At 67.7% G+C, this 12,981-nt stretch carries 14 protein-coding genes; 9 read left to right on the top strand and 5 right to left on the bottom strand.

The features are described 5' to 3' along the window. The first annotated feature begins 136 nt into the window (after positions 1-136). The 4 genes from AW272_RS43655 (at position 137) to AW272_RS41340 (ending at position 4,531) form a co-directional block, all read left to right on the top strand. The gene (locus AW272_RS43655; RefSeq protein ID WP_169807694.1) at positions 137-583 is read left to right on the top strand and encodes a LysM peptidoglycan-binding domain-containing protein; all 447 of its coding nucleotides are present in this window, start codon (positions 137-139) and stop codon (positions 581-583) included. A 176-nt stretch (positions 584-759) separates the two neighbouring features. Continuing rightward, positions 760-1,218 carry a transcriptional regulator NrdR gene (gene nrdR, locus AW272_RS35860; RefSeq protein WP_066374517.1) on the top strand — a complete coding sequence of 153 codons (459 nt, stop codon included), beginning with the start codon at positions 760-762 and terminating at the stop codon, positions 1,216-1,218. Continuing rightward, complete coding sequence (locus tag AW272_RS35855; protein ID WP_066374515.1) at positions 1,215-4,040, top strand: vitamin B12-dependent ribonucleotide reductase; 2,826 nt, start codon at positions 1,215-1,217, stop codon at positions 4,038-4,040. The genes nrdR and AW272_RS35855 overlap by 4 nt, the downstream gene beginning before the upstream one ends. Before the next feature lie 239 nt (positions 4,041-4,279). Next, a complete protein-coding gene (locus AW272_RS41340) occupies positions 4,280-4,531 on the top strand; it encodes a hypothetical protein (protein WP_083959041.1) in 252 nt (83 codons plus the stop codon). 72 nt (positions 4,532-4,603) lie between these two features. On the opposite strand, the gene AW272_RS35850 is transcribed toward AW272_RS41340, so the two are convergent. Then, positions 4,604-5,725 carry a serine hydrolase domain-containing protein gene (locus AW272_RS35850; protein WP_066374514.1) on the bottom strand — a complete coding sequence of 374 codons (1,122 nt, stop codon included), beginning with the start codon at positions 5,723-5,725 and terminating at the stop codon, positions 4,604-4,606. 40 nt (positions 5,726-5,765) lie between these two features. Beyond that, positions 5,766-6,143, bottom strand: a complete 378-nt coding sequence (locus tag AW272_RS35845) for a hypothetical protein (RefSeq protein ID WP_066374511.1) — start codon at positions 6,141-6,143, stop codon at positions 5,766-5,768. 221 nt (positions 6,144-6,364) lie between these two features. Here AW272_RS35845 and AW272_RS35840 point away from each other — a divergent pair, with 221 nt between their 5' ends. Together AW272_RS35840 and AW272_RS35835 are read left to right on the top strand one after the other, a co-directional pair. Next, a complete protein-coding gene (locus AW272_RS35840) occupies positions 6,365-6,991 on the top strand; it encodes an NADPH-dependent F420 reductase (RefSeq protein WP_066374510.1) in 627 nt (208 codons plus the stop codon). A 279-nt stretch (positions 6,992-7,270) separates the two neighbouring features. Next, a complete protein-coding gene (locus tag AW272_RS35835; protein WP_066374508.1) occupies positions 7,271-8,047 on the top strand; it encodes an MBL fold metallo-hydrolase in 777 nt (258 codons plus the stop codon). On the opposite strand, the gene AW272_RS43650 is transcribed toward AW272_RS35835, so the two are convergent. Continuing rightward, on the bottom strand, positions 8,007-8,450 hold the full coding sequence (locus AW272_RS43650; protein WP_169807693.1) for a YbjN domain-containing protein: 444 nt from the start codon (positions 8,448-8,450) through the stop codon (positions 8,007-8,009). The two genes, AW272_RS35835 and AW272_RS43650, sit on opposite strands and share 41 nt — an antisense overlap. A 114-nt stretch (positions 8,451-8,564) precedes the next feature. On the opposite strand from AW272_RS43650, the gene AW272_RS35825 reads away from it, so the two are divergent. The 3 genes from AW272_RS35825 to AW272_RS35815 all read left to right on the top strand — a co-directional run bounded on the left by AW272_RS35825 (position 8,565) and on the right by AW272_RS35815 (position 11,583). After that, entirely contained in the window at positions 8,565-9,329 is a 765-nt protein-coding gene (locus AW272_RS35825) for an SDR family oxidoreductase (protein ID WP_066374507.1), read from the top strand. A 74-nt stretch (positions 9,330-9,403) separates the two neighbouring features. Further along, a complete protein-coding gene (locus AW272_RS35820; RefSeq protein ID WP_066374505.1) occupies positions 9,404-10,378 on the top strand; it encodes an MBL fold metallo-hydrolase in 975 nt (324 codons plus the stop codon). Beyond that, positions 10,375-11,583 carry a CaiB/BaiF CoA transferase family protein gene (locus AW272_RS35815; RefSeq protein WP_066374504.1) on the top strand — a complete coding sequence of 403 codons (1,209 nt, stop codon included), beginning with the start codon at positions 10,375-10,377 and terminating at the stop codon, positions 11,581-11,583. Before AW272_RS35820 ends, AW272_RS35815 begins: the two co-directional genes overlap by 4 nt. Position 11,584: 1 nt before the next feature. Here the strand turns inward: AW272_RS35815 and AW272_RS35810 are convergent, their stop codons facing one another. Together AW272_RS35810 and AW272_RS35805 are read right to left on the bottom strand one after the other, a co-directional pair. Further along, positions 11,585-12,262, bottom strand: a complete 678-nt coding sequence (locus tag AW272_RS35810; RefSeq protein ID WP_066374502.1) for a GntR family transcriptional regulator — start codon at positions 12,260-12,262, stop codon at positions 11,585-11,587. After that, positions 12,259-12,939: an alpha/beta fold hydrolase gene (locus AW272_RS35805; protein ID WP_157519098.1), complete on the bottom strand. Its 681-nt coding sequence runs from the start codon at positions 12,937-12,939 to the stop codon at positions 12,259-12,261. Before AW272_RS35805 ends, AW272_RS35810 begins: the two co-directional genes overlap by 4 nt. Positions 12,940-12,981 lie beyond the last annotated feature (42 nt).

Genomic DNA, 12,981 nt, shown 5'->3' with positions numbered 1-12,981 from the left:
CCGGAAGGGTGGCATGGTGCGGGAGGCGGCCTCGCAGAAGGGCGGTTCCCGTCAGGCTGACGCCAGGAGAGCGTCGTCGTCGGGTGAGCCTGCCATCTGGGGTGCTGCTGATCGCCTCATCGCCGGAAGGGCTGACGTGAGCGTGGTGTCCGGCGGTGCCGTGAAGGAGCCCTCCCCCCGGTTGGCGCGCCCGCAGCGTTGGGGCGACGCCGTGCGTCCACCGCGTACAGAGAAAAGAAATGCGCCGGCGCAGGTCGCCTCCGGCGGGGTGGAGGCGGCGCCGATCCGGCTCACCAGGCGAGGGCGGATCGTCCTCATCGCCCTGATCGCGGCGCTCAGTTTGGTCGTTCTGTGGCTGGGCACTCGTGCTGCCGTGACCGCGTCCACCTCGCGTTCGGTCGAGGGGCTGCCCTCTGTCACGGTCCAGGAAGGCGACACCCTGTGGGGGATCGCCGTCCAGACCGGCGAAGATGGCGACCCGGCGGTCGTGGTTCGCGAGATCATGGATCTGAACGGGTTACCCGACCCCCTCATCCGGCCAGGCACGACGCTCTATCTCCCCGGTGACGGCCCAGGTCAGTAGGCCCTTGAGGGTGCTGGGGTTTGAGTTGCGATCTAGGGGACTCGCTTCTAGGGTTGGGGAACCACAACATCTAGTGGTCGTGCTCATATGAGCGAACCATAAATTGTGTTTCCTTTGCCGCACCTCGCTTCATGTGGGGGCGTGCGCGAGCGTCTGGACAATGAGGAGGCAACGGCGTGCATTGCCCGTTTTGCCGTCATCCCGACACCCGGGTCGTCGACAGCCGGTCGACGGAAGACGGCGGGGCGATTCGCCGCCGGCGCACCTGTTCCGAATGCGGGAGGCGTTTCACCACGCAGGAGACGGTCCTGCTGATGGTGAGCAAACGCAGTGGGGTGACCGAGGCGTTCTCCAGGGAGAAGGTCATCGCCGGGGTCCGGCGGGCCTGCCAGGGGCGTCCGGTCAGTGAAGACTCGCTCGCACAGCTCGGGCAGCGGGTTGAAGAGAGCATCCGCGCCTCCGGCGTCGCGGAAATCCCCGCCCATCAGGTCGGCGTCGCGGTCCTCGGGCCACTGCGCGATCTCGATGAGGTGGCTTATCTACGATTCGCCTCGGTCTACCGGGGGTTTGAGACCCTCGCGGACTTCGAGGTTGAGATTCAGCAACTCAAGGCACATGCCAAGGGGGAGTCATGACGGAGACGGTCAACGGCACATCCACGCGGACCCGGCGCGGACGGGCCAAGGGGCTGAAGGTGAAGCGGATCTTCACCACCGAGGGCGTCCACCCCTATGACGCGGTCGAGTGGGAGCGCCGCGACGTCGTCATGACCAACTGGCGCGACGGTTCGGTCAACTTCGAGCAGCGCGGGGTCGAGTTCCCGGCGGCGTGGTCGGTCAACGCGGCCAACATCGTGACCACCAAATACTTCCGGGGCGCGCTCGGCACGGCGCAGCGCGAGTCGAGCCTGAAGCAGCTGGTCGACCGGGTGACGGGTGTCTACACCCGCACCGGCATCGAAAACGGCTACTTCGCGACCGACGAAGACGCCGAGATCTTCGACCACGAGCTGAAGCACGCCCTGATCCACCAGCTCTTCGCGTTCAACTCGCCCGTGTGGTTCAACGTCGGCACCCTGTCGCCCCAGCAGGTCAGCGCCTGTTTCATCCTTGCCGTCGACGACACGATGGAGTCGATCCTCGACTGGTACAAGGAAGAAGGCGTGATCTTCAAGGGTGGTTCAGGCTCGGGTGTGAACCTGTCCCGCATCCGCTCCTCGAAGGAACTGCTCTCGTCCGGCGGTACGGCCAGCGGACCCGTCTCCTTCATGCGCGGCGCCGACGCGTCGGCCGGCACCATCAAGTCGGGTGGCGCCACCCGACGTGCGGCCAAGATGGTCGTGCTCGACGTCGACCACCCCGACATCGAGGAGTTCATCGAGACGAAGGCGCGCGAGGAAGACAAGATCCGCGCGCTGCGTGACGCCGGGTTCGACATGGACCTCGGCGGAAAAGACATCGTCTCCGTGCAGTACCAGAACGCCAACAACTCGGTCCGCGTCAGCGACGAGTTCATGCGCCAGGTCGAGACCGGCGGCAAGTTCGGCCTGCGTGCCCGCCTCACCCACGAGGTCATCGAAGAGGTCGACGCCAGAGACCTGTTCCGCAAGATGGCCAAGGCGGCGTGGGAGTGCGCCGACCCGGGCGTCCAGTACGACGACACGATCAACGACTGGCACACCTGTCCGGAAAGCGGCCGGATCACCGCGTCCAACCCCTGCTCGGAGTACGTCCACCTCGACAACTCCTCCTGCAACCTGGCGTCGATCAACCTGCTGAAGTTCCTCACCGACGACGACCAGTTCGACATCCCCCGGTTCGTCAAGCTGACCGAGCTGATCATCACCGCGATGGACATCTCGATCACCTTCGCCGACTTCCCGACCGAGAAGATCGGTGAGACCACCCGCGCCTACCGCCAGCTCGGCATCGGCTACGCCAACCTGGGTGCCCTGCTGATGGCCACGGGCCACGCCTACGACTCCGACGGCGGCCGCGCCATCGCCGGGGCGATCACGTCGCTGATGACCGGGGTGTCCTACCGCCGCAGTGCGGAGCTGGCGGGCATCGTGGGGGCGTACGACGGATATGAGCGCAACGCCGAACCGCACAAGCGGGTCATGCGCAAGCACTCCGCCGCCAACGACGCGGTCCGCCCCGTCGGCGCCGTCGACCGGGCGATCCACGTCGAGGCCACCAAGCAGTGGCAGGAGTGCCTGAAGCTGGGCGAGAAGAACGGCTGGCGCAACGCCCAGGCGTCGCTGCTCGCCCCGACCGGCACCATCGGCCTGATGATGGACTGCGACACCACCGGCATCGAGCCCGACCTGGCCCTGGTCAAGTTCAAGAAGCTCGTCGGCGGCGGCTCGATGCAGATCGTCAACCAGACCATCCCTCGCGCCCTGCGCCAGCTCGGCTACCAGGAGGAGCAGGTCGAGGCGATCGTCGAATACATCGGGCAGAACTCCCATGTGGTCGGCGCCCCCGGCCTCAAGGTGGAGCACTACTCGGTGTTCGACTGCGCCATGGGCGAGCGGGCGATCGCCCCCATGGGGCACGTCCGCATGATGGCCGCCACCCAGCCCTTCCTGTCCGGCGCTATCTCCAAGACGGTCAACCTGCCCGAGTCGGCGACGATCGACGACATCGAGCAGGTCTACCTCGAAGGCTGGCGCCTCGGCCTGAAGGCCCTGGCCGTCTACCGCGACAACTGCAAGGTCGGCCAGCCGCTGTCGGCCGGCAACAACAGCAAGAAGACCGAAGAGGCCGCGGTCGTCGCGGAGCCCGTGACCAAGGTCATCGAGGTCTCCCGCCCGACCCGCCGCCGCATGCCGAACAGCCGCCCGAGCATCACGACCCGCTTCACGGTCGGCGGCGCCAAGGGCTACATGACCGCCTCGTCCTACCCCGACGACGGTCTCGGCGAGGTCTTCCTCAAGATGTCCAAGCAGGGCTCGACCCTCGCGGGCGTCATGGACGCCTTCTCCGTGGCGATCTCCATCGGCCTCCAGTACGGCGTGCCGCTCGACACCTACGTGCAGAAGTTCGTCAACATGCGCTTCGAGCCGGCCGGCATGACCGACGACCCGGACGTGCGGATGGCCCAGTCGGTGATGGACTACATCTTCCGGCGTCTTGCCCTCGACCACCTGGCTTACGAAGACCGGGCGGCACTGGGAATCTTCTCGGCCTCGGAGCGCGCGGCGCAGCAGCGCGGGGAGGACCCGGCGGCCCAGCTCGACACCGCCGCCCTGGCCCAGTCGGCCCCGATCGAGCCCCCGGTGAGTCGGCCGGTGCCGGTGGCGGAGCCGGTTCGTGCTTCGGTGGAGGGTCACCTGGAAGGGCACCAGGGGTTCACGGCCGACGCGCCGCTCTGCATGACGTGCGGGACGAAGATGCGTCCGGCCGGTAGCTGCTACGTGTGCGAAGGATGCGGCAGCACCAGCGGCTGCAGCTGATCCCGAGATGTCCCGGGCCGACCTTCCTCAAGAGGTGGGTCGACCCGAGATGCAAGGCCCTGACAAGGTCAGGGTTATGCGGCTGATCTCTGTCTGGAGATCGGCCGCAAAACAAACGCCCGGCTCCAGGGAGCCGGGCGTTCGGTGCGGCACTGAAGCGAGTCAATGCGCTGCGTAGGAACACGCATGACATCAGCTTTCAGGTCGCGATGCAAGTCGATCTGAAGGAGCAGTGATCCATGGCGAAGAACCCCCGACAAACAGGCGCGAAAGCTGCCTCAGCTGCAAGTAAGACGCTGAGTGGCTCCAACGCCAGCAAAACAGAGAAGTCTGCTGCGGCAAGTGCGTTGTCGCAGGCGCCCCAGAGTACGGGCCAGTCTGGCAAGAAGGCTGCTTCGGCGGCCGGCAAGACGCTGGCGGACCCGAAGGCCACCAAGGCGGAGAAGTCGGCTGCCGCAAGCACGCTGGCTCAGACGCCGAAGAAGAAGTAGTTAGAACTGGTGCCCGGTTCCCCTATAACCGGGCACCACACCACACCACACCATGCCGTGGAACAGCATTGATCAGAGCGCCTTCTCGACCGCTTCCACCAGGTTGGCGGCGCGTCTGTCGTTGATGGGGTCCTGGCAGTGGTTCATGACGTAGCCGAACGCCAGGCCTCGCGCCGGGTCGGCGAAGCCGATCGAGCCGCCGTAGCCCGGGAAGCCGAAGGCCGTCGGGCTGTACCAGAAGGCGTCCGGGGTCGGGAGGCCCAAGCCCAGGCCGATGCGGACCGGCACCCGCAGGACCTTGTCGATGCCGCTGACCTGCTCGGTCGTCGCCATGGCCAAGCTTGAGGGGCTGAGGATCCTCCCGTCCAGCAGGGCCGCGTAGAAACCGGCCAGGCCGCGGGCGGTGCAGGCGCCGTTGGACGACGGCATCTCCGCAGCCAGCTCGGCAGGGTCGTTGTGGTCCAGGAACGGGGTCACGGCCATCGAGGCGCGCATAGTCAGTGACGTGGGGTCGAAGTAGGGGCGCAGCGCCTCGGGGAGGGTCGCCGGGTCGACCGACATGTCGATCTTGGGGGAGATGATTCGGGCGACCCGATGGTGTTCCGAAGGCGGGAGGCCGATCCAGAAGTCGAGGTCGAGCGGCTCGGCGATCTCCTGGCGGAGGTAGGTCCCCAGCGTGCGGCCCGATACCCGGCGGACCACCTCGCCGACCAGCCAGCCGAAGGTGTGGGCGTGGTAGCCCGGGTCGGTTCCCGGCTCCCACAACGGTTGCTGTGCCTCCAGTGCGGCCACCACCGGTTCCCAGGCCACGGCCTCGGCGGGGGTGACGGGAGAATCCAGGGCGGCCAGTCCGGCCTGGTGGGTGAGCAGCCAACGTACGGGAATCTGGGGTTTTCCGAACTCCGGCCAGTAGTCGGAGACGGGGGCGTCCAGATCTACAGCGCCTGATTGGGCCAGGTGCAGGGCGCAGGTGGCGGTGATCGCCTTCGTGGTGGAGAAGACGACCTGCAGGGTGTCGTCGGTCCAGGGGCGGTCCGTTGCGGGGTCGGCCACGCCGCCCCACAGGTCGACGACCTTCTCGCCGTCGACATAGACGCAGACGGCGGCGCCGATCTCGTCGTGGTGGGCGAAGTTGTCGGCGAACGCGTCGTGGACGCGGTCGAATCCGGGTGCGGTCGTGCCGTTGAGGGGCATGGGTCATCGCCTTTCGGCCTCAGCGAGGCCTCAGTGAAGGTCAGTGGCGCCAGCTCTCGATGAGCCAGGCGCAGATCTCCGGCTCGGTCATCTCGGGGAACTCTTCGGCGAAGGTCGTCAGGGCGCGGAGCGCCTCGTCGCGGTCGAGGCCGCGTTCGATTGCGGCTTTCAGGTAGTCCTGGCGGGCCGCCGGGGGGCGTCCGCCGCCGGCGCCCCGGCCGGGGAGGCCCTCGCGCCAGCGGACGATCTCGTCGAGGCGGTCGGGGCGCCAGCCGGGGGCGCCGTCGATCTCGACGTCAGGGTCGGGGAAGGGGTGGGCGGAGTCGCCCGGGTAGCGGGCGCGCCATTTGTGCACCGCGTGCCGGCTCACCCCCAGCGCCTCGCCGATGCCGAGTACGCCGAGGTATCGCTCGGTCATGGTGCCTCAACTCGTCTGTCCGCCTCCTGGTGGGTCACTTCATACCACGACTGAACATCGTCTCTTGTAGAGACAATGTAGGGGTGGCTCATAACATCGTCAACACTGGAGACGATGTTGGCGGCGCGTCCGTGGAAACCGGTGACAAAAGGGGCGTTCCGGGTCCGTCATCGGCCTGCGGAAGCGGGAATGTCGTCGCCCTCGCCTGGGTTCGGGCAAGTATGGTCATCGGATTCATAGGCAGTGGGCACATCGGTTCCGCCGTGGCGCGGTTGGCCGTCGACGCAGGTCATACCGTCGTGATGAGCAACTCGCGCGGGCCGGAGACCCTCGCCGACCTGGTCGGGGCGCTGGGCCCGGCCGCTTCCGCGTCGACCGCCGAGGGTGCGGCCGAGGCTGGGGACATCGTCGTCGTCACGGTGCCGTTCTTCGCGTACACCAAGGTGCCGGTGGCGCCGCTCGCGGGGAAGATCGTGATCGACACCAACAACTACTACTTCGAGCGTGACGGGCGGTTCCCGGAGATCGACTCCGGTGCGAAGACCCCGTCGGGGCTGCTTCAGGAGCACCTGCCGACCTCGAAGGTGGTCAAGGGCTTCAACAACATCATGGCGGCTCACCTGCTGTCCGACGGGACTCCGCCGGGCACGCCGGACCGCCGGGCGCTCCCGATCGCGGGCGACGACGCGGAGGCGAAGAAGATCGTCACGGACCTGATCGAGTCCTTCGGCTTCGACGTCGTGGACGTCGGCCCGCTGTCCGAGGGCTGGCGGCACGACCGCGACAAGCCCGCCTACGTCGACCGCTTCAACGCCGACGAGCTGCGGGCGGCGCTCGCCAAGGCCTGACGCCGCATACCGGCCGCTGGTACTCGCGGTTCACGGGGCAGAGAAGTGCCGGCGGCCCGGAATCGCGCGCCGACATTCCGGTCGTAGGGAAGGGGTGCGGGTGGCCGTCGCCTGCGCCTGACATCGCACGCTTGCGTCTCTGGGTTCACAGGGGCCCCACGCCTCACGCCGCGCTCTCCGTCTCCCGTTCACGGGGAAGGTCAGAAATATCTATTCGGGACGCGCCGGATGTGCACGGATATCACAGCTTTCAGGGCGTCCTGTGGTACAGACTGAACCATGATCGAAGTTGCGGACGGGGTGTGGATTCGGCGGCATGCCGAACTCGACCTCACTCTCGGGCTCATCGTGGGCGATACCGGCTGTCTCGTCGTCGACACCGGTATCGACGAGGCTTTCGGGCGGGCGTGGGCGAACGCGATCAGGGAGGTCACCGACCTGCCCTGGACGGTCGTGCTGACCCACGCGCATTTCGATCACGCGTTCGGTACGGCCGCCTTCGGCGGGTGTTTCGCCCATGAGGGCTGCCGGGAGGCGCTCGTCGACACCGCGCACCAGCAGGCCGCCGAGTGGTCGGGGCAGTTTCCGGGTGTCGCCACGGCGCCGCTCGTCCTGCCGCTGCCGGCTCCGTTCAGCGTCGACCTGGGCGGCCGGGAGGTCCTGCTCGGACATCCGGGGCCGGGCCACACCGGGCATGATCTGATCGTGCGGGTCCCGGACGCGAAGGTGGTGTTCGCGGGGGACCTCGTGGAGCAGGGGGCGCCGCCGCAGTTCGGGGACTCGTATCCGGCGGCCTGGCCGGTCGCCCTTCAGAAGATTCTGGAGGCGGGGCCGGAGATCATCGTTCCTGGCCACGGCAACCCCGTGACGCCCGATTTCGTCGAGCGGCAGCGTGGTGAAATCACAGAAATCGTCACGCTCTGTGAGCGTCTTAATCGTGGTGAGATCGACCTTGAAGGGGCCGTCTCACGATCGCCGTACCCGCAGAAGACTCTGGAAGAGGCTCTGTCGAGGACTATTCGGCGTCGTCCTCTTCGAAGGCCAGACGGTCGCTGAGCCAGCGGTGGAACTTGATCGCTGACCTGACCCAGTGGGCGACGATCGTCATCAGGTGCTCGTAGGTCACACCGGCGCCGATGTAGAGCTGGGCGTCGCCGATCACGCGGATCACGCCGTTGTCGGGGGTGAAGGCGTAGACCTTCGGCCACATGGTGTCGGCGTTCCACTCGTTGAGCGCGGTGAGCAGAAGCGGCTTCTCGTCGACGTTGTAGTGGCGGTCGTAGAAGGTCCGGATCGTGAACAGGTCGCCTTCTGATCCGAACAGGAAGAAGACCGTGAGCGCCTCGGTGGAGATCGCGAGGTCGCCGTCTGCGTCGAAGGTGAAGTCGATGTCGAGCTCGTTGAGGATCTCGATGATCAGTTCCTGGTCGGGCTGGACCACGGCCGGGGAATGGCTCACCCCCCCATCCTGACAGACCTGGGCCCCGGATTCATGAGCCTGTGGGGTGAGTTCGCTCAGCGCGTCGCGATGGGGTATGGGGCATATAAATGCCCCAACAGGTGGGAAATCATCATGAACAGTACGATTCTCGTCACCGGTGGCTCCGGACTGCTGGGCCGTCAGGTCATCGGGGAACTTCAGCAGACGGGCCGGGAGGTCCGCGACCTGTCCCGGAGCACTCAGGGGCCCTATCGAGGCGATCTCGTCACCGGAGAAGGGGTGGCCGCGGCCACCCAGGGTGCGGGCACGGTCGTCCATCTCGCCAGCAAGCCGCCCGGGAAGACCGATCTCCAGGCGACCCGCAACCTGCTCAAGGCGCTGGCTCCCGGGACCCACGTGGTCTACATCTCGATCGTGGGGGTCGACCGGCATCCGTACCCCTACTACCAGGTCAAGCGCGACGTCGAGGAGCTCGTCGAGGCCTCCGGGCTGCCGTACACGATCCTGCGGACGACCCAGTTCCACGACTTCGTGGCCTCGCTCGCGCGGTCGCTCGTGAGGTGGCCGGTCGTGCCGGTTCCGGCGGGCTGGGCCTCGCAGCCGATCGCGCTTCAGGAGGTGGCGGCCCAGCTCGCCAGTCTCGCGGTCGGCGATCCGGCGGGGCGGGTCGCCGACATGGGCGGGCCGCAGGTGCTCACCATCCGGGAGATCGTCGAGTTCTACCTCGCGGCGCAGGGGAAGCGGAAGCCGATCGTCGAGCTCGCCGTCCCGGGCAAGGTCGCCGCGGCGTTCCGGGCCGGCTACCAGCTGACGCCCGAGCACGCCATCGGGCGGATCACGTTCGAGGAGTTCCTGAAGGGCGGGGTGCCGTCCTCGTCGTACTTCCGGAAGGCATGAGAATGCAGATGATGCATTATCTGTATCGATCATGTAATGTTCCTTCCTAATTGTGCGATGGAAGGAGCCGCCGGATGTTCCAGGCCGATTCGGTCACGGTCACGGTCCTGGTCGAGAACTGGGTGGACATGCTGCTGCCCGACATGGAGGACCACTGCGTCAGCCGGTACGGGCTGATCGAGCACTTCGACGGCAAGAAGGTGCCGCCGCAGGCCGAGAACGGGATCAGCATGCTCGTCGAGGCGACTCGGGGACGGCACACCACCCGGGTGCTCTTCGACGCCGGCCTCACCGGCACGGTGCTCGCGCACAACATGAAGGTGCTGGGTGTGGATCCGGGCTCGATCGACCACCTGGTGATCAGCCACGGCCACCCCGACCACTTCGGTGGCGTGCACACGTTCCTCGAACTGGCCGGGCGACGGGTCCCGGTGGCCACCCACCACGACGCCGAACTGCCGCGCTACGCCGTGATGGGCGACGGCCGGGTCTCGCCGGTCTACAACACCGCCTTCACGTTCGGCCAGGTCGAGGCGAGCGGGGGCGCGCCGGTGCTCAGCCGTGACCCGCTCGACCTCGGCTGGGGAGTCTGGACGACCGGCGAGATCCCCAGGAACGTTCCGTTCGAGGCGGCGGCGCCGCCGTTCGAGCGCGGCACGCCGGGGCTCTACCAGGTCTCCGAGACCGGCGAGGTGCGCCGCGACGAGGTCATGGACGAGATGGGCCTGATCATCGACGTCAAGGGCGAGGGGCTCGTGGTCCTGACCGGGTGCGCGCACGCCGGTGTGATCAACACGCTCAACCGGGCGAAGGCGATCGCGGGGGACAAGCCGATCCGGGCCGTGCTCGGCGGCTTCCACCTGGGGTTCCCGACCACGCCGGCGAAGAACGTGGAGCTCACCGCCGAGGCCTTCCGCGATCTGGACGTGAAGACGGTCGTACCGATGCACTGTTCCGGGCTGCGCAGCCACGCCCACATGTCTTCCGAACTGGCCGACCGCTACGTGCAGCCGTCCGTCGGCAGTGTGTTCACGTGGGGTGAGCGGTGAGAGGCGATCTCGCCGGAGTGCGGGTCGTCGCGGTCGAGCAGGCGGTCGCGGTGCCGCTGTGCTCGCGGCACCTCGCCGATCTGGGGGCCGACGTGATCAAGGTCGAGCGGCTGTCCGGTGACTTCGCCCGCGACTACGACGACTTCGTGGGCGGCATGTCCAGCCACTTCGTCTGGCTCAACCGGGGCAAGCGCAGCGTCGCGCTCGACCTGAAGACCCCCGAGGGGCGGCGGGTGCTGGGCGAACTGCTCCGCACCGCCGACGTGCTGGTCTGCAACCTGGCGCCCGGCGCGTTCGACCGGATCTTCACCGACGACGAGCTCCTGGCGCTGAACCCCCGGCTGATCAGGTGTTTTCTGTCCGGGTACGGCACCCGCGGGCCCTACGCCGGCCGCAAGGCCTACGACATGCTCATCCAGGGCGAGGCCGGGGTCGTGACCTCGACGGGCACCACCGCGCAGCCGGCCAAGCCGGGCGTCTCGCTGGCCGACCTGAGCGGCGGCACCTACGCCCTGTCGGCGATCACGGCGGCGCTGTTCTCGCGGGAGAGGACCGGGCAGGGCCAGCGCATCGACGTGGCCATGTTCGACGTGCTCCTGGAGTGGATGAGCCCGCTGCTGCTGGCCCAGTCGCACGCCGGGACCGCCCCGGAACCCGCCGGTCTGAGCCACGCGAGCATCGCCCCTTATGGGCCCTATGTATCGGCCGATGGAGACCTGGTCCTGATCGCGGTCCAGAACGAGGGCCAGTGGCGACGGTTGTGCGAGATCGTCGTCGGCGATCCGAACCTGGCGGGCGATCCCGACTTCGCGCTGAACACCGACCGGCTGCGGAACCGGGAACGGCTCGAAGCGATCATCGAGGCCACGCTCATCACGCTCCCGACCGACGAGCTCACGGCCCGGCTGGAGCGAGCCGATGTGCCCAACGCGCGCCTCAACCGGCTTCCTGACGTGCTGGAACACCCGCAAGCCAGGGCGACGGGCCGGTGGTCGTCGGTACTGCTTCCGGATGGCGAGAAGGCGACAGTGGTCACCTCGCCGTTCCACCCCGGTGGTGCCGAGGAAGACCTGAAAGCCATTCCCGCCGTCGGCGAGCACACTGCGGAGGTGCTCGGCGAACTCGGGCTGTCAGAGGAAGAGGTGGCCGGGCTCGTGGCGGCCGGAGTGGCCCGCCAGTCGAGGCCGGCCTCGGACCGGTCTTAGGTCAGTCGTTGTCTACTTCGAAGGGGTCGGGGACGTCGTGACCGACGAGGTGCCTGGCCAGCGCGAGGAAGCTGTTGGCCAGGTGGACCTCGGTCGCGCGGGCGAGCGCGTCGGCGTCGCCCGCGCGGGCCGCCGCCAGGATCAGGCGGTGCTCCTGCGCGGCCTGGTCGCCCCGGCTCTCCACCACCTGGAGCATGTCCCACGGGAACCGCTGCCAGAGCAGCGCGACCTCTTCGCTCAGGCCCTCGTTGCCGCAGCGGTCGTAGAAGAGGAAGTGGAACCGGCGGTTCCTCTCGTTGAGCGTCGTGCGGTCGCCCGCCGCGAGCGCCGCCTCCATCTCCTCGACGAGCTTCTCGGCCTGGTCGAGGTCCTTGGGCGAGAGCCGGCGGGAGGCGCGCCGCATGGCGTAGGGCTCGACCGCCATGCGCAGCAGGTAGACGGTCTTGACGCGGTCGTAGTCGGCGTCGGCGACCCGGACCCCGCGATGGGGCTCGCTGGTCAGCATGCCCTCGGCCTCCAGCAGGCGCAGCGCCTCGCGGACCGGGGTGATGCTCGTCTTGAACTGGGAGGCCAGCACGTCCTGCCGGATCCGGCTGCCGCGCGCGAGCTCGCCCGCGGAGATCATGCGGCGCAGCTCCGCGACGATGATGTCGCGCTTGGTGCGCGGACTGCCGGTCATGAGGGTTCCTCCTGCGCTTCGGCGGCGCGGTGAAAGGCGTCGAGAACCTCACGGAAGCCGCGAGGGGCGTCAACGTAGGCGACGTGCCCGGCCACGGGAAGAGTAACGTAATCCGCCCCAAGGGTGGCCGCCAGTGATCGGGCCGCCTCGTCGGAGACGCGGGCGTCGTGCTCGCCGCGCAACACCTTTGTTCTTGTACGAGCTGCTGGAGTCGTCCAATCCAGAGCCGCCGCCAACGCGCTCACCAGCCCTTCCGGGCGCATGGCCGCCATCGCCCGTGCGAAACCTTCATGAGGGCGGAGCAGCGTGGCCTCCATATAAGAGGTGGCGAACCCGTCGACGCCGATGGCTTTCAGCGTCGACGCGGTGGCCTCGACCCTCTCCGGACCTCCTGCCGCCGGGAAACCCGCCAGCACCAGCGACGCGACCCGTTCCGGCGCCGTCCGAAGGACTTCGAGTGCCACGAACGCGCCCAGCCCCGAGCCCACCACGTGCAGGAGACCGGTGCCTGAGAGCGCTGTCGCGACCGCTTTCGAGGTCTCGAACACCTCGTCCCGCCGCATACCGTGACCGGGGAGGTCGGGGGCGGAAAAGCGGCTCTGATCTGCGCCGATGACCTCGGACCAGGTGTCCCCGGAGGCGCCCAGCGTGTGCAGGAGCAGTACAGGATGCTTCAAATCATGCATTATTAACTCTCATGACACATCACTCTTGTATAG

The organism is Herbidospora mongoliensis, assembly GCF_001570545.1.
Lineage (GTDB): Bacteria > Actinomycetota > Actinomycetes > Streptosporangiales > Streptosporangiaceae > Herbidospora > Herbidospora mongoliensis.
Note: the sequence above shows the minus strand (reverse complement) of the source record. Positions and strands in the feature narration are given on the sequence as shown.

Coding starts and splice junctions, on each gene's coding strand:
- AW272_RS35855 (WP_066374515.1), top strand. CDS start 1,215: ATGACGGAGACGGTCAACGGCACATCCACGCGGACCCGGCGCGGACGG.
- AW272_RS41340 (WP_083959041.1), top strand. CDS start 4,280: ATGGCGAAGAACCCCCGACAAACAGGCGCGAAAGCTGCCTCAGCTGCA.
- AW272_RS35850 (WP_066374514.1), bottom strand. CDS start 5,725: ATGCCCCTCAACGGCACGACCGCACCCGGATTCGACCGCGTCCACGAC.
- AW272_RS35845 (WP_066374511.1), bottom strand. CDS start 6,143: ATGACCGAGCGATACCTCGGCGTACTCGGCATCGGCGAGGCGCTGGGG.
- AW272_RS35840 (WP_066374510.1), top strand. CDS start 6,365: ATGGTCATCGGATTCATAGGCAGTGGGCACATCGGTTCCGCCGTGGCG.
- AW272_RS35835 (WP_066374508.1), top strand. CDS start 7,271: ATGATCGAAGTTGCGGACGGGGTGTGGATTCGGCGGCATGCCGAACTC.
- AW272_RS35825 (WP_066374507.1), top strand. CDS start 8,565: ATGAACAGTACGATTCTCGTCACCGGTGGCTCCGGACTGCTGGGCCGT.
- AW272_RS35820 (WP_066374505.1), top strand. CDS start 9,404: ATGTTCCAGGCCGATTCGGTCACGGTCACGGTCCTGGTCGAGAACTGG.
- AW272_RS35810 (WP_066374502.1), bottom strand. CDS start 12,262: ATGACCGGCAGTCCGCGCACCAAGCGCGACATCATCGTCGCGGAGCTG.